Source organism: Cellulophaga omnivescoria (assembly GCF_027915275.1).
Lineage (GTDB): Bacteria > Bacteroidota > Bacteroidia > Flavobacteriales > Flavobacteriaceae > Cellulophaga > Cellulophaga omnivescoria.
Genome location: NZ_CP115819.1, coordinates 422,481 through 449,113 on the forward strand (window position 1 = coordinate 422,481; position 26,633 = coordinate 449,113).

The 26,633-nt window shown below is 31.9% G+C and carries 28 protein-coding genes and 2 tRNA genes; 16 read left to right on the forward strand and 14 right to left on the reverse strand.

The features are described 5' to 3' along the window. Positions 1 to 77: 77 nt before the first annotated feature. The 6 genes from PBN93_RS01910 (at position 78) to PBN93_RS01935 (ending at position 5,382) form a co-directional block, all read left to right on the forward strand. Positions 78 to 2,336: an FUSC family protein gene (locus PBN93_RS01910; RefSeq protein ID WP_271081295.1), complete on the forward strand. Its 2,259-nt coding sequence runs from the start codon at positions 78 to 80 to the stop codon at positions 2,334 to 2,336. A gap of 51 nt (positions 2,337 to 2,387) precedes the next feature. Further along, on the forward strand, positions 2,388 to 3,275 hold the full coding sequence (locus tag PBN93_RS01915) for a hypothetical protein (RefSeq protein ID WP_271081296.1): 888 nt from the start codon (positions 2,388 to 2,390) through the stop codon (positions 3,273 to 3,275). Positions 3,276 to 3,336: 61 nt separating this feature from the next. After that, positions 3,337 to 3,639, forward strand: a complete 303-nt coding sequence (locus tag PBN93_RS01920; RefSeq protein WP_077400397.1) for an ArsR/SmtB family transcription factor — start codon at positions 3,337 to 3,339, stop codon at positions 3,637 to 3,639. Between the two features lie 59 nt (positions 3,640 to 3,698). After that, positions 3,699 to 3,962: a CBU_0592 family membrane protein gene (locus tag PBN93_RS01925; RefSeq protein ID WP_271081297.1), complete on the forward strand. Its 264-nt coding sequence runs from the start codon at positions 3,699 to 3,701 to the stop codon at positions 3,960 to 3,962. A gap of 16 nt (positions 3,963 to 3,978) precedes the next feature. Further along, complete coding sequence (locus PBN93_RS01930; protein ID WP_271081298.1) at positions 3,979 to 4,581, forward strand: short chain dehydrogenase; 603 nt, start codon at positions 3,979 to 3,981, stop codon at positions 4,579 to 4,581. Positions 4,582 to 4,677: 96 nt separating this feature from the next. Further along, on the forward strand, positions 4,678 to 5,382 hold the full coding sequence (locus PBN93_RS01935) for a DUF4197 domain-containing protein (protein ID WP_271081299.1): 705 nt from the start codon (positions 4,678 to 4,680) through the stop codon (positions 5,380 to 5,382). A gap of 217 nt (positions 5,383 to 5,599) precedes the next feature. Here PBN93_RS01935 and PBN93_RS01940 read toward each other — a convergent pair whose 3' ends face one another. Continuing rightward, a complete protein-coding gene (locus tag PBN93_RS01940; protein ID WP_077400386.1) occupies positions 5,600 to 6,379 on the reverse strand; it encodes an alpha/beta fold hydrolase in 780 nt (259 codons plus the stop codon). A 199-nt stretch (positions 6,380 to 6,578) separates the two neighbouring features. Between PBN93_RS01940 and PBN93_RS01945 the strand changes: the two genes are divergently transcribed. Beyond that, positions 6,579 to 6,773 carry a hypothetical protein gene (locus tag PBN93_RS01945; protein WP_077400492.1) on the forward strand — a complete coding sequence of 65 codons (195 nt, stop codon included), beginning with the start codon at positions 6,579 to 6,581 and terminating at the stop codon, positions 6,771 to 6,773. Here the strand turns inward: PBN93_RS01945 and pyrF are convergent. From pyrF to tgt, 11 genes are all read right to left on the reverse strand, one after another. Further along, the gene (pyrF, locus tag PBN93_RS01950) at positions 6,765 to 7,586 is read right to left on the reverse strand and encodes an orotidine-5'-phosphate decarboxylase (RefSeq protein WP_077400383.1); all 822 of its coding nucleotides are present in this window, start codon (positions 7,584 to 7,586) and stop codon (positions 6,765 to 6,767) included. The two genes, PBN93_RS01945 and pyrF, sit on opposite strands and share 9 nt — an antisense overlap. 128 nt (positions 7,587 to 7,714) lie before the next feature. Continuing rightward, positions 7,715 to 8,791 carry a peptide chain release factor 1 gene (prfA, locus tag PBN93_RS01955; protein ID WP_077400380.1) on the reverse strand — a complete coding sequence of 359 codons (1,077 nt, stop codon included), beginning with the start codon at positions 8,789 to 8,791 and terminating at the stop codon, positions 7,715 to 7,717. Between the two features lie 90 nt (positions 8,792 to 8,881). Further along, the gene (locus PBN93_RS01960) at positions 8,882 to 10,162 is read right to left on the reverse strand and encodes a DUF3570 domain-containing protein (protein WP_271081300.1); all 1,281 of its coding nucleotides are present in this window, start codon (positions 10,160 to 10,162) and stop codon (positions 8,882 to 8,884) included. Positions 10,163 to 10,172: 10 nt separating this feature from the next. Then, a complete protein-coding gene (locus PBN93_RS01965; protein WP_271081301.1) occupies positions 10,173 to 10,382 on the reverse strand; it encodes a DUF4266 domain-containing protein in 210 nt (69 codons plus the stop codon). Between the two features lie 9 nt (positions 10,383 to 10,391). Continuing rightward, the gene (locus PBN93_RS01970; RefSeq protein WP_271081302.1) at positions 10,392 to 11,384 is read right to left on the reverse strand and encodes an FAD:protein FMN transferase; all 993 of its coding nucleotides are present in this window, start codon (positions 11,382 to 11,384) and stop codon (positions 10,392 to 10,394) included. Next, a complete protein-coding gene (locus PBN93_RS01975; RefSeq protein ID WP_077400371.1) occupies positions 11,381 to 11,815 on the reverse strand; it encodes a thioredoxin family protein in 435 nt (144 codons plus the stop codon). The genes PBN93_RS01970 and PBN93_RS01975 overlap by 4 nt, the downstream gene beginning before the upstream one ends. A 28-nt stretch (positions 11,816 to 11,843) precedes the next feature. Then, positions 11,844 to 12,290, reverse strand: coding sequence for a QcrA and Rieske domain-containing protein (locus PBN93_RS01980; protein WP_271081303.1), 447 nt, complete (start codon positions 12,288 to 12,290; stop codon positions 11,844 to 11,846). Positions 12,291 to 12,340: 50 nt separating this feature from the next. After that, positions 12,341 to 13,519, reverse strand: coding sequence for an AIR synthase related protein (locus tag PBN93_RS01985; RefSeq protein ID WP_077400365.1), 1,179 nt, complete (start codon positions 13,517 to 13,519; stop codon positions 12,341 to 12,343). Between the two features lie 115 nt (positions 13,520 to 13,634). Beyond that, positions 13,635 to 14,531 (reverse strand): DMT family transporter, encoded by an 897-nt coding sequence (locus PBN93_RS01990; RefSeq protein ID WP_077400362.1) that lies wholly within the window; start codon positions 14,529 to 14,531, stop codon positions 13,635 to 13,637. Further along, positions 14,518 to 15,597 carry an LptF/LptG family permease gene (locus PBN93_RS01995; protein WP_077400359.1) on the reverse strand — a complete coding sequence of 360 codons (1,080 nt, stop codon included), beginning with the start codon at positions 15,595 to 15,597 and terminating at the stop codon, positions 14,518 to 14,520. Before PBN93_RS01995 ends, PBN93_RS01990 begins: the two co-directional genes overlap by 14 nt. 3 nt (positions 15,598 to 15,600) lie before the next feature. Beyond that, complete coding sequence (gene tgt, locus PBN93_RS02000) at positions 15,601 to 16,731, reverse strand: tRNA guanosine(34) transglycosylase Tgt (protein ID WP_077400356.1); 1,131 nt, start codon at positions 16,729 to 16,731, stop codon at positions 15,601 to 15,603. A 170-nt stretch (positions 16,732 to 16,901) separates the two neighbouring features. On the opposite strand from tgt, the gene PBN93_RS02005 reads away from it, so the two are divergent. From PBN93_RS02005 to PBN93_RS02015, 3 genes are all read left to right on the forward strand, one after another. After that, a complete protein-coding gene (locus PBN93_RS02005) occupies positions 16,902 to 17,747 on the forward strand; it encodes a transketolase (RefSeq protein ID WP_077400353.1) in 846 nt (281 codons plus the stop codon). Between the two features lie 51 nt (positions 17,748 to 17,798). After that, positions 17,799 to 18,752, forward strand: coding sequence for a transketolase family protein (locus tag PBN93_RS02010; protein WP_271081304.1), 954 nt, complete (start codon positions 17,799 to 17,801; stop codon positions 18,750 to 18,752). A gap of 105 nt (positions 18,753 to 18,857) precedes the next feature. Beyond that, entirely contained in the window at positions 18,858 to 19,442 is a 585-nt protein-coding gene (locus PBN93_RS02015) for a porin family protein (RefSeq protein ID WP_077400347.1), read from the forward strand. 96 nt (positions 19,443 to 19,538) lie between these two features. Here PBN93_RS02015 and PBN93_RS02020 read toward each other — a convergent pair whose 3' ends face one another. Continuing rightward, positions 19,539 to 20,495, reverse strand: coding sequence for an FKBP-type peptidyl-prolyl cis-trans isomerase (locus PBN93_RS02020; protein ID WP_077400344.1), 957 nt, complete (start codon positions 20,493 to 20,495; stop codon positions 19,539 to 19,541). A gap of 78 nt (positions 20,496 to 20,573) precedes the next feature. Between PBN93_RS02020 and PBN93_RS02025 the strand changes: the two genes are divergently transcribed. Then, positions 20,574 to 20,957, forward strand: coding sequence for an RNA-binding S4 domain-containing protein (locus PBN93_RS02025; RefSeq protein WP_077400486.1), 384 nt, complete (start codon positions 20,574 to 20,576; stop codon positions 20,955 to 20,957). 49 nt (positions 20,958 to 21,006) lie between these two features. Beyond that, positions 21,007 to 21,504, forward strand: a complete 498-nt coding sequence (locus PBN93_RS02030) for a phosphoribosyltransferase family protein (protein WP_271081305.1) — start codon at positions 21,007 to 21,009, stop codon at positions 21,502 to 21,504. On the opposite strand, the gene PBN93_RS02035 is transcribed toward PBN93_RS02030, so the two are convergent. Continuing rightward, complete coding sequence (locus PBN93_RS02035) at positions 21,496 to 22,011, reverse strand: shikimate kinase (RefSeq protein ID WP_077400338.1); 516 nt, start codon at positions 22,009 to 22,011, stop codon at positions 21,496 to 21,498. The genes PBN93_RS02030 and PBN93_RS02035 overlap by 9 nt on opposite strands. 139 nt (positions 22,012 to 22,150) lie before the next feature. On the opposite strand from PBN93_RS02035, the gene PBN93_RS02040 reads away from it, so the two are divergent. From PBN93_RS02040 to PBN93_RS02055, 4 genes are all read left to right on the forward strand, one after another. Then, positions 22,151 to 22,223 (forward strand) — tRNA-Lys (locus PBN93_RS02040). Between the two features lie 194 nt (positions 22,224 to 22,417). After that, a tRNA-Lys gene (locus PBN93_RS02045) sits at positions 22,418 to 22,490 on the forward strand. 374 nt (positions 22,491 to 22,864) lie between these two features. Continuing rightward, positions 22,865 to 25,396 (forward strand): glycoside hydrolase family 2 TIM barrel-domain containing protein, encoded by a 2,532-nt coding sequence (locus tag PBN93_RS02050; protein WP_271081306.1) that lies wholly within the window; start codon positions 22,865 to 22,867, stop codon positions 25,394 to 25,396. Positions 25,397 to 25,400: 4 nt separating this feature from the next. Continuing rightward, positions 25,401 to 26,627, forward strand: coding sequence for a glycoside hydrolase family 117 protein (locus tag PBN93_RS02055; RefSeq protein ID WP_271081307.1), 1,227 nt, complete (start codon positions 25,401 to 25,403; stop codon positions 26,625 to 26,627). Positions 26,628 to 26,633 lie beyond the last annotated feature (6 nt).

Sequence of the window (26,633 nt, forward strand, 5' to 3'; positions counted from 1 at the left end):
AACCTAATAATTAGTTGCTTTTTAATTAACATTAAGAGTAAAATAGCTAAAAAACAATTAGACTATCTTTGCTATTAATGCAAAAGAAAATTACAACGTATTTAAAAACTATAGAACTCTTTTTAAAGGGATCTAGCTTTTATAGAGGTATTGTACTTACTATATCTGTTGTTATTCCGTTAGCCTTTTTTTATTTAATAGGACTACTGGAGTATGCGCCTTCTATAGTTTTGGGTGCTTTTTTAAATGCTCCAAGTGATGTTCCTGGAAGCCTAAAACGCAAAATTAATGGTATTTTAATTAGTATTGCTCTAACTTTAATTGTTACCATACTAATCCTTTTTAGCAAGCCTATTTTTACATTGCTACTTATAGCTATAGCAATTTTAAGTTTTATAATAGCCCTAATTTCTGCTTATGGTTTTAGAGCCTCTTTGGTTTCTTTTTCTGGTTTGTTAGCCATTGTATTGGCATTGGCCGTAAAAAAAACAGAAGCCACAGAAATTTGGCAACACATAGCATTATTAGGTATTGGTGGCTTATGGTATTTGGTAGTTTCTTTAATATCTGGGTGGATTTCTCCAAAAAAAGATGTAGACCAGCTATTGTCTGACACCTCTGCCCTAACCGGCAAGTACTTAAAAATTAGAGCTAAACTTTTAACTAAGCCTACAAAAAGAGATAAATTCTCTACAAAGGCACTTGTTATACAAACACAAATTAGCGAAAAACACGAAACTTTAAGGGAACTTCTATTAAAAGACCGCAAACGATCTGGTAGATCTTTATCTAATGAAAAAAGACTACTTATTTTTATTTCATTGGTAGATGTTTTTGAGCTTGCTCTTGCCAATAACTTAGATTATTCTAAAATAGATTCTCTTTTTGAGCTTCAAAAGCATCACTTAAAATCTTTTAAAAAAATGAATAAAGTAATGGGAAATCACCTTATTGCTTTATCAGAACTACTTCTAAAAAAAGGAAAATTACCAGAAATTTCTTCTTTAAATAAAACACTTAAAGAGTGTAATAAATCAATTAATGCATATGTAGATGAAATTAAGCTCCCAAAAGCTAGAGATGGGGCAATAACTCTGCGCAACTTACACGATTATCAAAAACAACTTTTAGCAGAAATTAAGGCTATTAGACGTGTTTTAAACAACTCAGAAAACGTATCTAAAGTTTTATTAAAAACACAGGAGTCTAAACAGTTTTTAACATTACAAGAGTATAAGTTTAATATTCTTTTACAACACTTTAGTTTAAAGTCTCCTATGCTAAGGCACGCACTAAGACTATCATTAGCTATTATATTTGGATTTGCAATTGGTAGTGTATTAGACATTAAAAATGCTTATTGGATTGTGCTTACCATTATTGTAATTATGAGACCAAATTACGGTTTAACTAAAAAACGCTCTAAAAACCGTATAATTGGTACTATTATTGGCGCTATAATTGCCACAATAATTGTACTTATTACACAAAACACCATTATTTATATGGTTTTGGCAGTGTTATCTTTAACTTTTGCTTTTTCATTAATACAACAAAGTTACAAAGCTGGTGCGGCATTTATTACCTTAAACATTGTTTTTGTGTATGCTTTGTTAGACCCTAATGCATTTTCCGTAATTCAGTACCGCGTAATAGATACTATTATAGGAGCCGGCATTGCATTGTTGGCAAACTATATTGTTTTCCCTAGCTGGGAGTATAAAAATTTAGATACCGTTATTTTAAAGGTTATACTTAGTAATAGAGATTACTTAGAGGCTACTAAAAAATTGTATCATAATAAAGAAAGTAATTCATTAGAATATAAAGTGTACAGAAAAGAAGCTTTTTTAGCAATGAGCAATTTAAATGCTGCTTTTCAAAGATTAACACAAGATCCTAAGTCTAAGCAAAAACAATCTGTTTTAATTTATGATATTGTTACCTTAAACCACACAATGTTATCTGCAATAGCATCTGTAGGTAGTTATATTTTAAACCACAAAACTACACCTGCTTCTAAGGAGTTTGACATTATAGTACACAGCATAAATAACTCTCTAAAAAATTCTGCTTTAATTTTAGAGCAAGTAAATTTTACTGCAGATGAAGAAGAACCACACGTAAATAAAGCGCAACAAAAACTTATAAAAGATTTTGATGCTTTAGCATTGGCTAGAGATAAAGATATTAAAGCCGGAAAAACTGAAATAGATAAAGACACGCTACTTAATTTACAAGAATCACATTTAATAAGTAACCAATTAATTTGGCTTAAAACTTTATCTGAAAACCTTAGAAAGGTTACGGTTAAATATACCGATGTTTTTAAATAATGACTTTAATTTGTTATATTTAAATAAATTACAACAACTAAACTTTGGTGTATGAAAAAATATGTTTTTACAATTTGTTTCTTAGTATTATCTAATTGTATTTGGGCGCAAGAACATAAAGAGTTAAAAAATTTACTTTGGGAAAACGTAGAAAGTTGTTTTTCAAATTTTAAGAATTTAAATAAAAAAGATAAAAACAATTTAGAAATTATAGAAGACACCAAAAATGGTTATTTAGAAGTTTGTGGCACATACCCTACTTGTGGTTGTTACTGCAGCGCTGTAGTTGCAGTGTTTAAAGATGCTAACAAGAATTATACTCTGTTAAAAACAAATGAAAACGTTTGTAGTTGGACAAAAAATGTGAGCTCAGATAAAGAAATGGAACAAATTTTACCAAATAATTTTGGTTTTAGCACTTTTTCATCTTCACAAATAATTCCATTTTTAAAACATCCTGCTTATTATTTAAATTTTAAAATTCCTATAAAAGGAACTGATATTAAAGTAACACCAGAGCTTATTCCGCTAGGTTTAAATGTTAATAAAAATAGTGCTTGGGTGTATGGTTACAGTCAAAACAATGCTACACCAAAATCTATATCAAACTTAAAAAAAATAGTAAGTAGCATATCAAATAGTAAAACTATAGATTATTTAATATCTGGTAATATTGATAGCATTGCCAAACAAGACTTAAAGATTATAAATACTAGTATTACTGATAATGATTTTAGTAGCTCTAAAGAATTAGCTGGTATTTTTGAAGAGTTAAAAAACATTTACCAAGCTTATGTAAACATCCAGCATAATTATATAATTTTAGGCTGGGATAAAGAAAAAGCTGCATTTTTTATAAAAGAAAAAGGAGATAAACCTGAAACTATTACGTTTAAAAACTTTTTACTACACGCAAATTACTGGGAGCCTATTTGTTAAAAATTTGTTTAAACTTAATTTATCATTTTTATATATCTAGAATTATAGATATATTTGAAGTATGAATATCAAATTGGCTACAGAAATAGGAAAATGTTTGTCTAACCAAACCAGAATGCAAATTATGGAGTGGTTAAAAAAACCTGAAGCGAATTTTCCGCCTCATGAAACGCTAAAACATTTTAACGATGGGGTTTGTGTTACCTATATACAAGAAAAATCTGGTTTGTCTCAGTCTACAATATCTACCTATTTAACAAATATGGAAAAATGCGGACTATTAATACTTACCAAACACGGTAAATGGGCTTATTTTAAGCGCAATGAAAAAACAATTAAAGAGTATGTTAACTTTATTAGTTAGTATTTTTTTACATAATCATATAGACATATATAGATATATGGATATAAAAACATAAGAAAATGAAACCCGTAATAGATATTTTAGGTTGGTCTGGCTCTGCTTTTATTATTTTGGCTTATGCACTTACCCTTTTAGAAAATAAAAGATACATAGACTACGGAAAGTACCTTAATTTAATAGGCGGACTTTTTATTGCTCTAAATTGCTACTATTACAATGCAATTCCGCCATTTGTAACCAATTTATTATGGAGCATAATAGCTACATTAACGATCTATAAAAATCGAAAAAACAATACGCCTAGTGAAAAAAGAAATGTATAATTTTAAATAAGTTGATATGAAAATTTTAATTATTGGAGGTAATGGAACAATTGGTAAAAAAGTAACAGCACATTTTAAAAATGAAGCAGAAGTACTTGTTGCTGGTAGAACAAGCGGAGATGTAACTGTTGATATTGCAAATAGCACCTCTATAAAAAAAATGTTTACCAAAACAGGAAAACTAGATGCAATTATAGCCATTGCAGGTGAAGCAAAATGGGATACATTTGCCAATTTAACTGAAGAAGACTACCACATTGGACTTAATAGTAAACTTATGGGACAAGTAAACCTTGTACGTATTGGCCAAAATTATGTAAACAAAAATGGTTCTATAACATTAACTACTGGTATTTTGGCAGATGATCCTGTTGTTAAAACAACTAGTGCAGCAATGGTTAATGGAGCTATACATAGTTTTGTTATGGCTGTAGCTTTAGAAATAGAAAACGGTATTAGAGTTAATGCGGTATCTGCCAATGTAGTAGAAGATGCTTATGAAAAGTACAAAGATTTTTTTCCTGGAAATATGCCAACACCAATGAATAAACTTGTTGGTGCTTACGTAAGAAGCGTAAAAGGTAAACGTAATGGTGAAATAATAAGATTATACAATTAAGGTTAAAAAAAGACTAAATACAGTAAAAAACTCAAGGCTTTTAGTACTTTTGCAGTACCTAAAAAAGGTACATTACAAACACAAACCATTTATATTATGAAAAAATTACTTTTGGTAATTGTTCTATTTAACTTAGTTAGTTGTGCAGAGTTACAACAAGTAGTAAATCAATTACCACAAAGCGGCGCGGTGTTAAGCAACCAAGAAATTGCTAATGGCCTAACAGCTGCTCTTAACCAAGGTGTACAAAAGCAAGTTAGTAAACTTACATTAGAAGATGGCTACTATAAAAATGAACTGGTAAAAATTTTATTACCAGAAGAATTACAAAAAGTAGACAACACTTTGCGTAAAATTGGATTAGGCAACTTAGCAGATGAAGGTTTAAAAGCTATTAACAGAGCTGCAGAAGATGCTGTAGGCGAAGCTACTCCTATTTTTGTAAATGCTATTACAAATATGAGTTTTACAGACGCTAAAAATATTTTAGTTGGTGCAGACAATGCTGCTACACAATATTTAACTGCAAATACAGAAACTGCACTTTATAACAAATTTAATCCTGTAATTAAAAACTCTTTTTCTAAAGTTGGCGCAGATAAAATTTGGACGCAGTTAATTACTAAATACAACAACATTCCCCTGGTACAACCTGTTAATCCAGATTTAACAGATTACGTTACACAACAGGCGTTAGAAGGTGTTTTTACTATGATTGCTGTTGAAGAAAAAGAAATAAGAAATAAAGTATCTTCTAGGTCTACAGATCTTCTTAAGAAAGTATTTGCCTTACAAGATTAAAAATATTACTAATTTTTATTACAACTTTACAATAATCTAAAAATAAGGACGTTATGTAAATATGAAACGAGTTATCTAACTTATTATTAATGTTTAGTTAACCGTGGATATTACAAAATTTTCGATTTTTGTAAAAAAATTGAGTTAGTATTTTTTTGAGTTAGTTAGTTTAAAACCGGTGGGAGCACCGGTTTTTATTTTTTGTAATAGTTTGTATTTAAAACGATGCTATATAATTTATCACTTTCTCGTTAAAAATGTCTGGCTGTTCTACATTTACAACGTGTCCGCAATCTTCTATAACTACCAATTCTGAAGCTGTATGTTGTTTTACAACTTTTTTTATAGAAGGTAAAAACATATAATCTTCTTGCCCCATAATATACAAAGCAGGTATCTTAATATCTTTAGTTCTAAAAAAACGCAATAATGGGTTTATATCAGCAGTTAACTTAAACCAGCGTATAAATTCCTTTTGATATAATTTTTTAGCTTCACGTACAAAAAGAGATCTAGATTCTTTATGGTTCTTATTTGGCATAATTACAAAAGCAAAAAACTTGTACAACCATAAATAAGGTACCACAGACTTAAAAATGGTTCCTAAACGCATTAAAACCTGTGATCTAAAGTTTAGCTTTAATATGGCTCCACCCAAAACCATACTCTCTACCCTATCTGGATAGTTTTCTGCAAGATTTCTAATTAAAATGGTTCCTAAAGAAATACCTATAAAGTGCGATTTATCAACTTTTTCAAATTCTAAAACCTGAACAATATCTTCAGTTAAAAAATTAAAGGTGTATTTTTTGTCGTACACATCTTTAAAACTATGTTTAGACCCGCCGTGTCCTCTAAGGTCAATTAGTAGAATATTAAACTTGCTTTTAAATGCTCTTACTTGTTTAAACCAGATTGAAGAACTACCTCCTGCTCCGTGTATAAACGTAACCCATTTTTTTGAAGTTTTATGTCTATAAGTTGTGTAGTTAAGCAATATATTTTTGTATTGATTGATGACGTAATAAGTGCGTAAAAATATGAATTATATGTATTGTTTGTATCACAATGTTAGGATTTTCAGTAATTAAAGTTAAAAAAAAGATAAATTACCAATTTATTAGCCATACACCACTTTATTAGTGAACCAAAACCACAATTTGAAACGTATCTTTGTAAAGAACAAAACATTAGCTATGAAAAATCAATATTGCAAAGTAGGCACAACTACTCCTTTAACTAACGAAGAAAATATGATTTCTTTATTAGAACGCAGATACAACTCTTTTATTGAGATGGCTGCACAAATAGGAAACAGCAACACTAAATTAGCCGAGTTTTTACAGGTTAAAGCAACTAAAACTAGAAAAACTTTAGAAAAACTAGTATAGTTTTTCTAGTTCTACTTGCATTTGTTCTTGTAACTCTAATGCTTTTTCTGCTGCGGCTTTAGCAAAATCTAAATTGCTGCTTGCATATATTATACCCCTAGATGAGTTTATTAGTAAACCTACATTACTACTCATCCCATATTTACAAACATCTGCAAGGTTACCTCCTTGGGCTCCTACTCCTGGCACTAACAAAAAGCTATTTGGTATTATTTGTCTAATTTCAGACAAATACTCTGCTTTTGTTGCTCCTACAACATACATTAAGTTTTCTGCTCCTTTATACGTTTTAGATGTTTCTAAAACTTGCTTATACAACTCTTTACCATCTACAAGTTTTGTTTGGTAATCAAAAGCACCAGCATTAGATGTTAAGGCTAAAAGTATAGTATGCTTGTTTTTAAAGGCTAAAAAAGGCTCTACAGAGTCTTTTCCCATATATGGCGCAATAGTAACAGAATCAAATGCTAAATCCTCAAAAAATGCTTTAGCATACATTGTAGATGTATTACCAATATCCCCGCGTTTAGCATCTGCTATTGTAAATATTTCTGGATAATTGGTGTTTAGGTATTTAATTGTTTTTTCTAAAGCCATCCAACCTTTTATACCATATGCTTCATAAAAAGCGGTATTAGGTTTATAAGCTACACATAAATGGTGGGTAGCGTCTATAATGTCTTTATTAAAGGCAAAAATAGGATCTTCTTCCTTTAATAAATGTTCCGGAATTTTAGTTATGTCTACATCTAAACCTATACATAAAAAAGACTTTTTCTTGTGTATTTGCGCTACTAACTGTTCTGTTGTCATTTGTGTATTATTTTTTGACTTAAGTGTATAAAAAAAGATTTTGCAATTGATTTTTTTTGAATCAGAACTTCTTCATTCATCAATATATCAACTTACAAAATCTCTTCTTTTTTTAGAATTATGTTTTACTAGAAAATTTCAGATGCTTCTTTTAGTTTCTCTGTATTTTCAACAAGTCTTAATTCATCAATAATTTTTTGAATATCACCATTTATAATATTCTGCAAATCGTAAAGAGTTAGCCCAATTCTATGATCCGTAACTCTACCTTGTGGGTAGTTATAGGTTCTAATTTTTGCAGAACGGTCTCCACTACTAACTTGTGAGTTACGTTTAGCAGCATCTTCTTCTTGCTTTTTAGCCAATTCTAAATCATATAATCTAGAACGTAATACTCTAAATGCCTTTTCTTTGTTTTTATGTTGCGATTTTTGATCCTGACACTGTGCAACTAAACCTGTTGGTACGTGAGTTAAACGTACGGCAGAATATGTTGTGTTTACAGACTGCCCACCTGGACCAGATGAACAAAAGAAATCTATACGTACATCTTTAGGATCTATTTGTACATCAAAATCTTCTGCTTCTGGTAATACCATTACTGTTGCCGCACTTGTATGCACTCTTCCTTGAGTTTCGGTTTGTGGTACTCGTTGTACACGGTGTACACCAGCTTCAAACTTTAATGTTCCGTATACTTCATCTCCAGTAACTTCAAACTGAATTTCTTTATAACCGCCACTAGTACCTTCACTTAAATCTATAACGTTAGTTTTCCAACCTTTAGACTCACAATACTTAGTGTACATTCTAAACAAATCACCTGCAAAAATACTAGCTTCATCTCCACCAGTACCTGCTCTAACCTCTACCACAACATTTTTAGAATCTTCTGGGTCTTTTGGTATTAGTAATAGTTTAATTTCTTCTTCTAACGGTGGTAAACCTGCTTTGGCTTCTTCAAGCTGCATTTTTGCCATCTCTACCATTTCTGCATCACTACCGTCTGCAATAATTTCGTTAGCTTCCTCTATATTGTTGGTGTACTCTAGATAAAGTTCTCTTTTGTCACACAACTTTTTAAGATCTTTGTATTCTCTATTGAGCTCTACATAGCGCTTTTGATCTGATATAATATCTGGCTGGATAATTAAATCCGATACCTCATCAAAACGTTGTTTTACTATATTTAATTTGTCAATCATAATCCGTGCTTCGCTTGGATTGCGAATTTACGATATTTTTAAAGATTTATAAACAACAAAACTGTCATCACAAGAAAAAAGAGCTAATTATTAGTTAACATTAACAAATGTTGCTCCTAAACTAACAATAAAAGAGTCTAAACCGTTATCTCTGTTATACATTGTTCCTCTTACATCTAAAGCTTTTAAACCAAAGCCTAAAATACGTTGTTTTGCAAAAATATCTTTGTAGCGTAACCCTGCGCCATATTGGTGAGCTATAAACTTACTTAAATCATAATCAGATGTGTAATAATCTAAAGTAGAAACAGCTTCTTCTTTTTTGTAAAAATAATCTGCGGCAGTTTGGTTATAAAATCTATAGGTTGGGTATACAGTAAAAACTGTATTTAGCTTAATAGGCAGCTCTATACTTGCTGTGTTAGAATTAATTCCCCAATCATCTGCATAATAACGGTAATATGTACGTACCACTAAAGCATCGTTTACATAATAATTTAAACGACCTCCTATTGGAATTTTAACTCTATTGTCTGGTAAAATTTCTACATCATCAGCTAGTTGAAAATCATCAATATAAAAATTGTTTACGTCTCCAAAATACACACGCTGAAAAGGAGTGCTTAACAATCCGCTTTGCACAATAACATCTGCAAATATTGATCCTTGTACTTTTTTACCCAGTATTTGTGACAAGCCTAAAGAAACAGCATATGTGTTTCTGTTTTTACCTGTAAATGCTGTAAAATTAGGGCTGTATGTTCCGTTACCTGTAACTCTACTATCAAAAAAACCATCTCTTAATTCTACCGGATATTGCGGTTTCCAAGTATCAAAATATACCTGCCCAGATATAGATAGTTCTGTGTTTTTTTCATTAAATAAATAGGCATAATTTATTCCCAAACCAAGAGAACTATAGTCATACTCATTAGCTGCATACAAACTTGCTCCTATAATATTGTTTCTGTCTTTAGAGCTATGTTCGTAATTGGCTTTAATATGTATTAATTTATCACTTTTTGATGCTCCAGACGATGCGTTAAAAGGACTTGTTCTTTTTGTTATATCACCATCAAAAGGGTTTACATTGCTAGATGAAGCAGAGGTGTACGCAGAAATACCAACATCCACAGTTAGTACATCATCATTATTTAAGGGCATTTTTACAACAATGGTAGATGTAACGTCTGTTAGCTCTTGTGTTCCCTCGCCGCCAGTTACTGCTGCATTTTTACCATCTTGGTCATAATAACTAAAAAGTAAATCTACCTCTGTATCTTCTAGTACACGTTTGGTATAAGTAGCTTCTTCTTGTGCGTAAATAAGAACAGAAAATAACAACGTTAATAGCAGAAAAACCTTTTGCATTATTTTATTTTTAATTGCAGCCACAGCCACCGCCTGTTTTACCACCGTTAGCACCAGAAGCAGACTCTCTATACACCTGAAAATTGGTTTCATAACGTTCTATGTTTTTTGCTGAAAGGGTCATTTCTTCATCATTAAGGTAAACCTTATCATAACCTTTTACGGTAACACAAGATGTAGCGGTTATTATTAAACCAAAAAGAAGTATTAAATTTCTCATAGTCTAAAATTAGTAATTATTTTGAAAGGTAATGCCTTTACTTTTATGTATTTGGTTGTTTTTATCTACAATAATAACCTCTACCCCATTTAGTTGTTCTATAACAGACATACCAGTTTCTACTCCCATTACAAATATTGATGTTGCAAGTGCATCACACAATTCTGCTTTTTTTGCAAAAATGGAAACACTTTTTACGCCTTTAGAAGGCCAACCTGTTCTTGGATCTATAATGTGGGAGTATTTTTCTCCTTTAAAAATGATGTATTTTTCATAATTGCCAGACGTGGCTACCGAAGAATCTACAATTGGTAACCAAGAAAATACTTTTTTTGCATCTAAAGGGTTACTAATACCTACAAGCCATTTTTTGCCACTAACTTGTGTTCCCCATGTGGTTAAATCTCCAGATGCATTTATAATACCACCAACTACACCTTTGCTTACCATTAATTCCTTTACTTTATCTGCCGCAAAACCTTTACCTATGGCTCCAAAGCCAATTTTCATTCCTTTTTTAGGTAAATAAATAGTTTGTTGCTCTTTATCTAAAACAATATTATGGTAACCTACATTTGCAATTGAGTTTGCAACCTGAGTATCTGTAGGCAAATACTCCATATTTATATTAAATTTCCAAACATTATCTAAAGCAGCGTATGTAATATCAAAAGCTCCATCTGTTACTTTAGATATTTGTATGGCACGCTCTACCAATCCAAAAAGTTCTGGAGCAACTTTTACAGGGGCAATACCTGCGTTTTTATTTACTTGTGTAGTTTGGGACTCTGCATCCCATGAAGATATTATTTTTTCTATTCGTTTTACCTCTGCAATACATTCATCTATATAAGTGTTTGCTGTTGCTGTTTCTTTAGCAACAATGGTAAAATCAAATCTATTGCCCATTAATTTTACAGTTCTGTGGGCAGTTATGTGTTTTTCTTGTGCAACTGTAAGCAATACAAAAAAACAAAACAGGGGGAATATTATTTTTTTCACTTAACAAAAGTAGTTAAATGCGCTATATATTTTGAAGGAGAAATGTTTTTATATCCCGATTTTTCTAAAATATTTTTATTGCCATCTAACAACACAACCAACGGAAAATATCCTTGCTGATTATACGTATCTGCTAACTCTTTGTTTGCTAAGCTTAAAGCTTTAGAAAGTTTATTTTTCTTTTTTCTAGGAAAGTCTGCTTTGTAAAGAACTAAGCTTTTTTTTGCGTATTCTTTAAATTCTGATGATTGCCAAATCTCGGCATCTAGCTTTATGCAAGGTGCACACCAGTCTGACCCCGAAAAAACCAATAAAACCAATTTATTTTCTTTTTGGGCTTTTTCTACTGCACTGTTAAAACTACTACTCCACTCCTGTGCCGTAATAGTATATGTACAGAAAACAAATAATGCTAAAATTAAATTTTTCATATTATTTTAAGCCTCAAAATACTGGTAACTATTCAAATACACGTAACGTAGAACCTGTTAGGGTTGTTTGGTACACTTTTAATGGTTTTGCCGCTTTACTATCTACTTGGTTTAACGGTTCACCAGTTTGACTAAATCTAGAACCGTGAACATCACAATAAAATATACCTCCATCTACATTTGCAAAACGTACTTGGTCATAATTTTCATGACTACAAATTTGAGTAGCAGCTACAAACTCACCTTCTAAATTTTTAACCACTACAACATCATTCTTTAAAATAAAACCGCCATTTGTTTGCAGATTAGATGCTTCATCTGATTCTAAATCTACAGTAAAATCTACACCTGTTGGTATTTCTTTCTTATCACCTTCATTACCATCACTATCACTAGAACACCCACCTAAACAAGGAAACGTTAAAGCAAAAGCCGCACCTGCACCTAAGGTTCTTAAAAACTGTTTTCTTTCCATAATTAGTTGTTTTATAAGTACAACGGTTAAAAGGTAAAAATTGTTGTTAGTTAGTACTCAAAAGTTCCATACTCACTAGTAATAGTCAATTTTTTAGTTGCACTAGCCTTTACTTTACCAACTATTTTAGCATCTACACCAAAACTTTTAGAAATAGCAATTAAATCTTCTGCTACAGCTGGGTTTACGTACAATTCCATACGGTGACCGCAGTTAAAAACTTGGTACATTTCTTTCCAATCTGTTTTAGACTGTTCTTGTATTAATTTAAATAAAGGTGGCACAGGAAAAAGGTTGTCTTTTACAATATGTAAATTGTCTACAAAGTGTAAAATTTTTGTTTGTGCTCCTCCACTACAATGCACCATACCATGTATGTCTGTAGCATTATACTTTTCTAATATTTTTTTAATAATAGGTGCATAAGTTCTAGTTGGCGACAATACCAATTTACCGGCATCTATAGGAGAGTTTTCTACAGTATCTGTTAATTTAACAGCGCCAGAATATACCAAATCTTCAGGTACAGCAGCATCAAAACTTTCTGGGTATTTTTCTGCTAAGTATTTAGAAAACACATCGTGTCTTGCAGAGGTAAGTCCGTTACTTCCCATACCACCATTATACTCGGTTTCATAAGTTGCTTGTCCAAAAGACTCAAGACCTACAATAACATCACCATCTTTAATATTGGCATTATCTATAACATCTTTTTTATTAAGTCTTGCTGTTACGGTAGAATCTACAATTATAGTACGTACCAAATCGCCTACATCTGCAGTTTCTCCACCAGTAGAATGTATTACAATTCCGTGATTTTTTAAATCATTTATAAGTTCTTCTGTACCATTAATAATAGCAGACAAAACCTCACCCGGAATTAAGTTTTTATTTCTTCCTATGGTAGAAGACAACATTATATTATCTGTTGCACCAACACATATAAGGTCATCAATATTCATTATTAAAGCATCTTGCGCTATGCCTTTCCAAACAGAAATATCTCCTGTTTCTTTCCAATACATATAGGCTAAAGAAGATTTTGTACCTGCACCATCTGCGTGCATTACCAAGCAGTGCTCTTTATCGCCAGTTAAGTAATCTGGAACAATTTTACAAAATGCTTTAGGAAAAAGACCTTTATCTATATTTTTAATGGCATTATGCACATCTTCTTTAGATGCAGAAACTCCTCTTTGGTTATACCTTTCGCTATTAGATGAACTCATACTTTTTTACTTTGAGGCAAAAATAATGTAATCCATAAAATTAGCAGCAATAAACTTTGGTAGATATCAACAAAGATAGTTTATAACCTAAAAAAGTTAAACAACAACTTGTTTATTAGCTGCTTTTAATTTTTTTTTTAGCTGTTCTGTTTTTTAAAATGCCATTTGCAATTACTGTTATCAAAATAATAAATGCTCCTAAATAAAACATAGGATCCATTTTTTCACTATCTCCAAAAATTATAAATGCTAATAAAATGCCATAAACAGGCTCTAGGTTTGTAGTTAACATTACGGTATACGGACTTAAAAATTTCATTATTTTAACCGATGCAATAAAGGCATATGCAGTACAAAATGATGCTAGTATTAGAATGTAAATCCAATCTGACACTGATAGTTGAAAATTTATTTGCCCTAAATTACCCTGAAAAAGCATATAAATTGATAAAAACACTACACCCGCACCAAGCTCATAAAAAGAAATAATTGAAGGTTTCTGCTCTTTTATAAGCTTACCATTAATTAAAGAAAATATTGTTGCTAAAAATGCTGAAATTAATGCTAGTACAATACCTTCTTTGTATGATGCATCAATATTAAATATTAGTCCTAAACCGCCAATAACTATAAGTCCAAAAATAATCTCATACCAAATAACCTTGCGTTTGTACCAAATTGGTTCTAATATGGCTGCAAAAAATGCTCCAGATGATATGGTTGCTAAGGTTACAGAGACATTAGACACCTTTATAGAGGAAAAAAAAGTTACCCAATGCAAGGCTATTATTACACCAGTACCAAGTAGTAACAATAAAGTTTTGCGACTAACTTTTAATTTGTTCTTACGTACAAATATAAATAGTAGCACAAAAAGAGCTGCAAAAAACATACGATACCATACCAACGGTAAGGCATCTATAGTTATTAACTTACCTAAAACAGCTGTAAAGCCCCAAACAAATACTATAAAATGTAAGTGCAGGTAATTTTTAAATTTATCGCTTAGCATTTTTTAACAAGTATAAGCCAATGATTGCAAATATTGCGTTAGGAACTATGATTGCTATTAAGGGTGACAAACCAGCCTTTTCTGCAAGAATAGCAAAAATTCTATCAAAAAATATGTAAACAAAGGCAATTACAATTCCAAAAGCTAAGTTAACTCCCATACCACCTCTACGTTTTATTGAAGAAACAGATACTGCAATTAGTGTTAATATAAAAGCACTAACTGGCAAAGCCCAACGTTTGTACTTAGCCATTACATAGGTGTTTATATTAGATGCCCCTTTTTTACGCTGATCTTCAATAAACTTATTTAATTCAAAAATATTTTTAGTTTCTGCTACATAACTTACAGGAGTTAAATCATCTATTTTAAAATTTAAAATAGTGTCTAACCTACTCTTTTTTTCAACTACCTCTACCTTACCTTTTATAGTCCTAGAAGTATATCCTGTTAATCTATACAGAGTATCTTTAGGTATCCACCTTATACTAGATGCAGTAAGTTTGTATGCTAATTTATCATCATTATCAAAATGTTCTAATACAAAATTACTACCAAGTTGCCTGTTAGGGTCAAAACTACTAATATATAAAAACTCGTTTTCGTTTAATTGATTATATATGTTAGTTGTCTCCTGAAACTTTTTACCTTTTTTAAGGTATTTAAATATAAACTCATGATAGTCTAAACTGGCTTTGGGAACAATAAACATTGCCATTACAAACATTAGTATTGCAATAATGGTAGCACCCATAAAATAAGGCCTTAAAAACCTACCAAAAGAGACACCAGAACTTAATATTGCTACAATTTCTGTATTTGAGGCGAGTTTAGATGTAAAAAAGATGATAGATAAAAACAAAAATATAGGAAATAACAAACTACCTATATAGATAATAAAGTTCATGTAATACTCTAAAATCTCTAAGGTTGGCGCCTCATTACGCACCATTTTTGCTATTTTTTCTGCCAAATCTAGCATTACACCAATTGGCACAAATAACAATAGCATTACCGCAAAGGTAAGCAGGTAGCGTTTTAATATGTATTTATCTAGTATACTCAACTATTACAATCTTTTATCCATTTGTTTTACCATCATATTTTTCCATTCTATAAAATCTCCGGCAATAATATGCTTTCTAGCTTCACGAGTCAACCATAAATAAAAACCTAAATTATGTATGGTCGCAATTTGTTTACCTAAATATTCATTAGCTGCAAATAAATGACGTAAATAAGCTTTTGTATACTCTGTGTCTACAAATGTAATTCCCATTTCATCAATAGGAGAAAAATCTGCTTCCCACTTTTTATTTTTAATATTAATAGTACCGTGTGCCGTAAATAACATACCGTTACGTGCATTACGTGTTGGCATTACACAGTCAAACATATCTACACCTAAAGCAATATTTTCTAAAATATTAATTGGTGTACCAACACCCATTAAATATCTTGGTTTTTCTTCTGGTAAAATATCGCAAACAACCTCGGTCATTGCGTACATTTCTTCAGCTGGCTCACCTACAGACAAACCACCAATAGCATTACCTTCTGCACCTGCGTTTGCAATGTATTCTGCAGATTGCTTACGTAAGTCTTTATATGTAGACCCCTGTACAATAGGAAAAAATGTTTGTTCGTATCCGTATTTAAAAGGTAGTTTTTCTAAGTGGTTCATACAACGGTCTAACCAACGGTGCGTCATATGCATAGAGCGCTTTGCATAATTATAGTCGCAAGGGTAAGGTGTACACTCGTCAAAAGCCATAATAATATCTGCGCCAATAGTACGCTGAATTTCCATTACGTTTTCTGGAGTAAAAAAGTGGTAAGATCCATCTATATGAGATTTAAACTTTACACCTTCTTCTTTTATTTTTCTATTTGCAGATAAAGAATATACTTGGTAACCACCACTATCTGTTAAAATATTACGATCCCAGCCCATAAATTTATGCAAACCACCGGCTGCTTCAAGTATATCTAGTTTAGGACGCAAATACAAATGGTATGTATTTCCTAAAATAATATCTGGATTTATTTCTTCTTTTAATTCTCTCTGATGAACCCCTTTTACAGACGCAACTGTACCAACTGGCATAAAAATAGGTGTTTCTATAACACCATGATCTGTAACCATTGTAGCGGCACGTGCCTTACTCTGCGGATCCTTTTTTTCTAATGTAAATTTCAAAAACTATAGTATTTATGACCGCAAATATAATCAACTCATCTACAAAAAATTGCTAACAAAAAAATAAAGTTGTGTATTAATAGTAAAGTAGTTAATAAATTATAATAACTACCCTTGTACACGCAAAAGATAGGACTTATTTTTACACGCGAATTAACACAACATATAAAATGCCAAGACTGGAAGAATTACAAGATTTGACCACGCAAGTGAGAAGGGATATTTTAAGAATGGTGCACAAAGTAAACTCTGGCCACCCAGGTGGTTCTTTGGGTTGTGCAGAATTTTTTGTTGCCCTGTACAATGAATTAATGGAACTAAACGAAGGATTTGACATGGATGGTAAAGGCGAAGACCTTTTCTTTTTATCTAACGGTCATATTTCTCCTGTTTATTATAGTGTATTAGCACGTAGCGGATACTTTCCAGTAGACGAGCTTAACACTTTTAGACTAATTAATTCTAGATTACAAGGACACCCAACTACACATGAAGGTTTACCTGGTGTGCGTATAGCATCTGGGTCATTAGGACAAGGAATGTCTGTAGCCATTGGTGCAGCACTTGCAAAAAAGCTAAACAAAGACAGCAACATTGTGTATAGTTTGCACGGTGATGGTGAGTTACAAGAGGGTCAAAATTGGGAAGCTATGATGTATGCTTCTGCCAACAAAGTTGATAATTTAATTTCTACTATAGATTTAAATGGCCAGCAAATTGACGGTTCTACTGACACTGTATTAAATATGGGTAGTGTAAGAGCTAAATTTGAAGCTTTTGGCTGGGATGTTTTAGATGTTGAAGAAGGAAACAACCTTGAAGCAGTAATAGCTGGACTTAAAAAAGCTAAATCTATGACAGGTAACGGAAAACCAATTTGTGTTTTATTACATACTGTAATGGGTAATGGTGTAGATTTTATGATGCACACACACGCTTGGCACGGTAAAGCTCCTAGTGATGAACAACTAGAGACAGCACTAGCACAAAACCCTGAAACTTTAGGAGACTACTAATAAAAATTAAATCTACCTTCTCTAACACTATAGAGAAAAATCATAAAGGATATGAAAAAATACACAGATCAAGGAAAAAACGATACTAGAAGTGGTTTTGGTGCAGGTTTAGCAGAATTAGGAAGATCAAATCCTAACGTTGTTGCATTATGTGCAGATTTAATTGGCTCTCTTAAAATGGATAAATTCATTGAAGAAAATCCAGAGAGATTCTTTCAAATAGGTATTGCAGAAGCTAATATGATGGGGATAGCCGCTGGTTTAACTATTGGTGGTAAAATACCTTTTACTGGTACTTTTGCTAACTTTTCTACGGGAAGAGTTTATGACCAAATACGCCAGTCTATAGCATATTCTGGTAAAAATGTAAAAATTTGTGCTTCGCACGCTGGTGTTACTTTAGGTGAAGATGGTGCAACACACCAAATTTTAGAAGACATAGGATTAATGAAAATGTTACCAGGAATGGTAGTTATTAACCCTTGTGATTACAACCAAACAAAAGCAGCTACTATTGCTATTGCTGATTATGAAGGTCCTGTTTACCTACGTTTTGGAAGACCAAAAGTAGCTAACTTTACTCCAGTAGATCAAAAATTTGAAATAGGTAAAGCACTACATTTAACAGAAGGTACAGATGTTACTATTGTTGCAACTGGCCACTTGGTATGGGAAGCATTAATTGCAGCAGAAAACTTAGAAAGCCAAGGTATATCTGCAGAAGTAATTAACATACATACTATAAAACCATTAGATGCAAATGCTATTATTAACTCTGTTAAAAAAACAGGGTGTATAGTAACTGCAGAGGAGCATAATGTTTTAGGAGGTTTGGGTGAAAGTGTTGCTCGTGTTTTAGTAACTAGCCTACCTACTCCACAAGAGTTTATTGGTACTAACGATACTTTTGGAGAAAGTGGTACTCCTGCACAATTAATGGAAAAATACGGTTTAGACAATAAAGCTATAGAAAAAGCCGTTTTAAAAGTAATAGAACGCAAGTAAGAAAATGGTATCGTTTTTGATACTTAACTTACGTATTAATTAATAACATATTGAGAGTGATTGTTTTTTACAGTCACTCTCTTCTGTTTAAAAAACACTTTTAAAATGAAAAAAACACTTTTAGTAATTACAATGGCTTTGGCAAGTTTAACAACTTTTGCCCAAACTGATGCTGGTTTTGGTATTAAAGGAGGTTTAAACTATGGTGGTAACGGAGATTATTATGACTCTGCAAAAGATGCATATAATGATCCTGATAAAAATGTAGGTTTTCACTTTGGTATTTTTGCACAAACTGATGGTAACTTATATTTAAGACCAGAATTGGTATATACCTCTTTAAAATCTGGTTATGCAGAAGATTTTAAAATGCAAAAACTAGACTTACCTGTTTTAGTTGGCGCAAAAGTAATTGGCCCTTTAAACGTATTTGCTGGTCCTGCTTTTCAGTATATTTTAGATACAGATTATGACGGCATTACTATTGGCGATGTAGAAAACGACTTTACCGTAGGTCTTAATGTAGGCGTAGGTGTTAACTTAGGGAAATTAGGAGTTGACCTAAGGTACGAAAGGGGCTTTAGTGATAATGAAGTTGATATTATTAATGCAGATATTACATCTGTAGAAAAAGATAGAATAGACACTAGACCAGACCAACTTATTTTAAGTTTATCTTTAAAATTATAATTTAAAACATAGTTATTAGGTAATAACAAGAACCAAAAAAAAGCCCTAGAAATTACTTTCTAGGGCTTTTTAAATTTATAAAGCTTGATAATACTATTAATTATCTGGGTCTAAGTAATTTGGAATACCATCTCCGTCTGTATCTGGGTAAGGCAAAATTATATTACCATCCTCATCACTAATTTCATCTCTAGTTAAAATACCATCGTTATCATCATCATCATCTAAAAAGTTAGCCACGGTAGATATTGAAGAAGAACCATCCTCAGATGCTTTATCTGTATTATCATCATACAAATAACCATTACCATTTAAATCTTCTAAGTAAGACGGTATACCATCATTATCATGATCAGATTCATTTACAGCAACTAAGTCAATTTTAAAAATTAATGGACTATATGCAGGTATAGAACCAGTAGCATTATTGTAATAACCCAAAGCAGAAGGAAAAATTATCATACCTACACCATAATCACTTATTTCAAAAGTACCATCAGGATTAACATCATCTTCTGTTAATGCCTTGCCTGCTTTTAAATGTTGTACTGCTTCTGAAAAGCCACGAATTCTACCTGTATATGGTAACCATAAAGGAGTAGATGTAGATGCATCAAAAACAGTATTATCTAATAACAACCCCTCATAACGTATATATGTTGAGTCTGCTGTATTAGCCTGTGCTCCTACTCCTTGTCTTGCTACAAGGTAATAATAAGTATGCTCTACTTCTTTATTGTCAGTTAATCCTATTTCTTCAGAGCGTACAGTTGTTTTAACTGCCGTCATCATATCAATTAACGGTGTTTTATCTGCATTTTCTCCTTCAATTTCTCCTAAAACAATTTTATAGTCAAAATCTGCTGGTGGATTTTGAAAATCTTCATAGTTGTAAAAGTGTGTCTCTAAGTATTTAACTATAGAGTCTTTATCTTGGTCTACTATTTCACTTAATGCTTTTGGAGGCTCTATAGTAAAGCCATTATCATCACTATTGCAAGCCCATACCAAAATGGCTAGTAAAGCAATTAAAAAAACGTTCTTAAATTTCATCTATTCTAATTTATGAGCCGCAAGATACAATTTTCCACTATTTTTGCAGAAGTAGTTAACAAAGAATTTGGAGTTAATATGAGGATAGACAAATATTTATGGTGTACGCGCTATTTTAAAACAAGAAATATTGCTACTGAAGCCTGTAAAAAAGGGCACGTTAAAGTTAATGATAAAGCTGTAAAACCATCTAGAGATGTTTTTCCTATGGACAAAATAACGGTACGTAAAAACCAAATAAATTACCAGTTTACTATTTTAGATGTACCACCCAACAGAGTTGGTGCTAAATTAGTAGATATGTACCGTAAAGATACTACACCAAAAGAAGCTTTTGAGCACTCTGAGCTGCTTAAATATTCTAAGGACTACTATAGAAAAAAAGGCACAGGAAGACCTACAAAAAAAGACCGTAGAGAAATTGATGATTACACAACTACAAATTCTACCGAAGAAGAATAACACTTAAAAAGTGTTTAGTATATTTGACTATATAAAATTACAATACACAATGCAGAACAAAATATTATCTCACAACCAAATTCAGCATAAAATTAAGCGTATTGCTTACCAAATTTATGAGGCTAACGTAGAGGAAACAGAGATTGTAATTGCTGGTATAGAAGGTGGCGGACTAAAATTTGCAAAAAAGCTTAGCTCTGTTTTAGAAACTATTACCACTGCTAAAATTACATTGTGTACTGTAAAAATGAATAAAAAAAACCCTTTAAATAGCGGAGTTACAACTTCTATTTCTAAAGAAGAATACACTAATAAATCTGTTGTTTTAATAGACGATGTATTAAATTCTGGAACAACCTTAATATACGGTGTATTTCATTTTTTAAAAGTACCCTTACGCCAATTAAAAACAGCTGTTTTGGTAAACAGAAACCATAAAAAATATCCAGTAAAAGCAGATTATAAAGGATTATCTTTATCTACATCTTTACAAGAACATATAGAGGTAGAATTTAAAGATAATGATGATGCAGTGTACTTAAACTAACTTTTCTACAATATCATTTACCACTTCAGCGGCTTTCTTTTGCTGTACTAATATAGTATGGTGAGCTTTTGTGTAAAAATAACTACGCTCAAACAAATGTGCTCCTATAAACTCTGGCAATTCGTTTTCTGGTAATCTTGCAATTAAAGGTCTATCTGCCTTTTCTTTTACCAATCTCTTTATAAGTTCTGGTATGGGTACATTTAAATAAAAAACATTACTAGTATTAGTAGTCATAACATTAATATTGTCTCCATAACAAGGTGTTCCGCCCCCTGTAGAGAGCACAAAATCATCATTTGTTGCAAAAATTTCGTTTAAACATAAAATTTCCGCTTTTCTAAAAAATATTTCTCCTTTAGTAGAAAAAATATCAGAAATAGACATCTCATACTTTTTTTCAATGTAAGAATCTAAATCCAAAAAATTGATTTTCAAACGCTTGGCAAGCTCTCTCCCTATTGTAGACTTTCCGCTTCCCATATAACCAACAAGTACTATTTGCATCTATTTTTTTATACAAAGATGGTCTATTTTATACCGAAATAAAAAAAATAAAATAAATTTAATAAAAGTCCTTGTGAAATTAAATAAAGGTCATATATTTGCACCCGCAAACAACAATACGCTGTTTTGCTGGAATAATGACCTGGTAGCTCAGTTGGTAGAGCATCTCCCTTTTAAGGAGAGGGTCCTGGGTTCGAGCCCCAGCCCGGTCACAAAAATAAAAAACCGAAAGTTAAAACTTTCGGTTTTTTTTATGCCTTATTTTAAATATAATTTATTCTTTTTGAAGGTGTTACGCATTAAGTTGTAATTTATCTATTTTTCTATGACAAAAACCCTTGCAGAATAAAATAAAGGTTATATATTTGCACCCGCAAACAGCAGTACGCTATTTTGCTGGAATAATGACCTGGTAGCTCAGTTGGTAGAGCATCTCCCTTTTAAGGAGAGGGTCCTGGGTTCGAGCCCCAGCCCGGTCACAAACAGAAATATTAAAAAAAACCTTGTAGATTAATTCTACAAGGTTTTTTTATTTACAGCAAAATTTTTGATCTACTTTACATTTACGTAGTCGAAATTAACCTTTCTCCCTACTCCTACACTTTCATTTTAATAGAAAGTCTATTTTATTAAAAACCGCCCATTTTTTGTAGTTGCCATATTAATATCTAGTGCAAATGTCTAAAAACGTACAACGTATTGTGCATTGTTCAGTTATTGTCTAGTACTTATATATATTTAAGTATCAATATATACACATATTTGCATATCTCCTTATAGCAATAGTCTTAAAGAAATTTACACTACAGGACTAAAATCAATTTAAAAAAACCAGAAAACCAATACTCTTAAAATGAAATATAAAATAGCGCTTTTAACCTTATGTATTATTACGGCTTTTAACTGTAAAACAAAAGAACCTGTAACAGTACAAACAGATTTTAATTTTGATTGGAATTTTAAACTTGAAGACACTGTTGCAAAAATTCATAATACCGAGTGGAGAAAAGTAAAACTACCACATGATTGGAGCGTAGAAAACAAGTTTGACTCTATACGCGGTGAGGGCGCTACAGGTTATTTACTAGGCGGTATTGGTTATTATAAAAAAGATTTTACTACCAACTTACACAAAAACCAAGTGACATATATACTTTTTGATGGCGTTTACAACAACGCAACCATTAGCCTAAACAATAATGAACTAGGTTTTCACCCATACGGTTACTCTCCTTTTTATTATGATGTAACATCTACCTTAAATGAAAATGGAAATAAAAACACTTTAAATGTTAAGGTAGATAGAACAAGATATGCAGATAGCAGATGGTACACGGGATCTGGAATTTACAGAAATGTAAAGTTTATTACTAAAAACAAATTACACATTCCTATTTGGGGTTCTTTTATTACTACACCAACGGTTACTAATAAATTAGCTACTATTAGTATACAAACCACTATAGATAATAAATACAGTAGCAGTAAAACAGCAATACTAAGTACAACTATTTATAATACAAATAATGAAGTAGTTAACACCAATACCAAAAATATAACTGTTGCTAAAAATACAAGCCTAAAAGACTTAACTACTATTAAAGTAACTAATCCCAAACTATGGGATATAGATAGCCCTACACTATATACGGCTATTACCACTATTACACTAGATAATAAAGTTATAGATACACAGAAAACAAAATTTGGTATACGAAGTATTAGGTTTGACGCTAACACAGGATTTTATTTAAATGGAAAAAATAGAAAGATAAAAGGTGTATGTCTACATCATGATGCGGGACTTGTAGGTGCTGCGGTACCAAAAGGCGTATGGAGGAGACGCTTACAAACATTAAAAGACATAGGCTGCAACGCAATTAGAATATCTCACAACCCAGCTTCTAATGAGTTTTTAGACCTATGTGATGAAATGGGATTTCTTGTACAAGATGAATTTTTTGATGAATGGGATAACCCAAAAGACAAGCGAAAAAATATGAATGAAAGAAGCGTTGACTACATTACAAGAGGCTACGCAGAACATTTTCAAGAGTGGGCTGAAAAAGATTTGAAAAATACGGTTTTATCACACAGAAATCACCCTTCTATTTTTCAATGGAGTATTGGTAATGAAATTGAATGGACTTACCCACGAAATGCAGATGCAACTGGCTTTTTTAATAATATGGATTGGAGCGGAAATTATTTTTGGTCTTTACCTCCTAACAGTATAAACACTATTAAACAAAAACTTAACACACTACCAAAAGGTAAGTATGATATTGGTACAACAGCAAAAAAATTAACAAAATGGACTAAAGAATTAGATACCACTAGATATGTAATTGCAAATTGCATTTTACCTTCTTCTAGTTATGAGTCTGGGTATGCAGATGCTCTAGATGTTATAGGTTTTAGCTATCGTAGAGTAATATATGATTACGGACATAAAAACTATCCTAATTTACCACTTATGGGAACCGAAAATCTTGGTCAATGGCATGAATGGAAAGCAGTTATGGAAAGGCCTTTTATTTCTGGTACATTTTTATGGACAGGAATAGATTACATGGGAGAATCTAATAAAGGATGGCCTAAAAAGGGAACTTCTAGCGGACTTTTAGATGTTGCCGGGTTTAAAAAACCATCATACCATATGTTTAATGCTTTGTGGAACAATGATCCCAATATTTATATTACTTCTCAAAGTTTAGATAAATCTATTTATAAACTAGATGCCAATGGTAATCCTATAGAAAAAAAAGAAGGTAAATGGAAAACCGCTTTATGGCAATGGCACAATGTAAATGATCACTGGAACTACAACAACAATGAACCCACCGTTGTAGAAGTATACTCCAATTGCAGTGAAGTAGAATTATTTTTAAACAATACATCTTTAGGCATAAAAAAACTTGCAGATTTTGAAGATCATATTTACAAATGGGCAGTTCCTTACAAAAAAGGAACTTTAAAAGCGGTTGGCTTAAAAGATGGTAAAAAAGTAGAATATACTATTACAACTACAACAAAACCAACAACCATAAAACTAACCACAGACCAGAAGAAATTAACTGCAGATGGATATGCTGTTGCTCACATTGTTGCTCAAATTACAGATAAAAATGGAAACCCTGTAAAAACTGAAAATCAAACTATTAACTTTATAGTTACTGGTGATGCTACCGTTTTAGGTGTAGACAATGGCAGCATTACTAACACTCAAAACTTTAAAAGCAATACAATTAAAACCAGTAAAGGAAGAGCTCTTTTAATTATACAATCTTTAGCAAATAAAACATCTTCTATAACTATTACAGCAAATTCTGCTTCATTAAAAAGCAACCAAATAACAATTACTTTAGAACCTAATAAAAATTAAAACTATGATTAAAAAAAGCATAGCATTTTGTGCAATAGCTTGTTTATTGCTAATGGCTGCCTGTAAAAATAATACCAAAGCTACAAATACTGCCATAGAGCAAGAAACCAAACTAGAAATTACCCCAAAACAAATTGATGAGTTAGGTATAACAAACCCAGACTCTTTAAGTGCTGCAACAAAAAGAGCTTTGCAATGGCCAAAAGATTTAGGAAATGAATGGTTTATACAGTTCTCTAACCTTAAACCTTTAAAAGGTGATTTAGCTTATGAAGAAGGTGTTGTACGTAGAGACCCTAGTGCAGTAATTAAAGAAAATGGTAAATACTACGTTTGGTACAGCAAAAGCACAGGACCTTCACAAGGATTTGGTGGTGATATAGAAAATGAAAAAGTTTTTCCTTGGGATAGATGTGATATTTGGTACGCTACATCTGTAGACGGTGAAACTTGGAAAGAAGAAGGTATTGCCGTTGCAAGAGGTGAAAAAGGCGCTTATGACGACAGATCTGTTTTTACAGTAGAAATAATGAAATATCAGAACAAATATTACTTATGCTACCAAACCGTAAAATCTCCTTACACAGTACGCGTTAAAAATCAGGTTGGTTTAGCCTGGTCAGATTCGCCAAACGGACCTTGGACAAAGAGTGAAGAGCCTATACTTAGTCCTGCAGATAATGGTATTTGGAAAGGAGAAGAACAAGACCGTTTTGCTGTAGAGAAAAAAGGAGATTTTGATAGTCACAAAGTACATGATCCTTGTATTTTGCCTTACAAGGGCAAATTTTACTTGTACTATAAAGGCGAGCAAATGGGCGAAAAAATTACATTTGGTGGTAGACAAATACGCCATGGTGTTGCTATTGCAGACAATCCTTTAGGGCCTTACGTAAAATCACCTTACAACCCAATAAGTAATAGTGGTCATGAAATTTGTGTTTGGCCATACAATGGTGGTATTGCGTCATTAATTACTACAGATGGTCCAGAAAAAAATACTATCCAATGGGCTCCAGATGGTATTAATTTTGAAATTAAATCTGTTATTCCTGGTGTACCAGCTCATGCAATAGGCTTAAACAGATCTGCAGATACAGAAAAAGAACCAACAGAAATATTACGCTGGGGACTTACACATATATACAATAGTAGCGACTACCAAAGTATTATGAGTTTTACATCTGCCAGAAAAACTACACACAGAGCTAAAGGTGTAAAATCTAAATAAGTAACA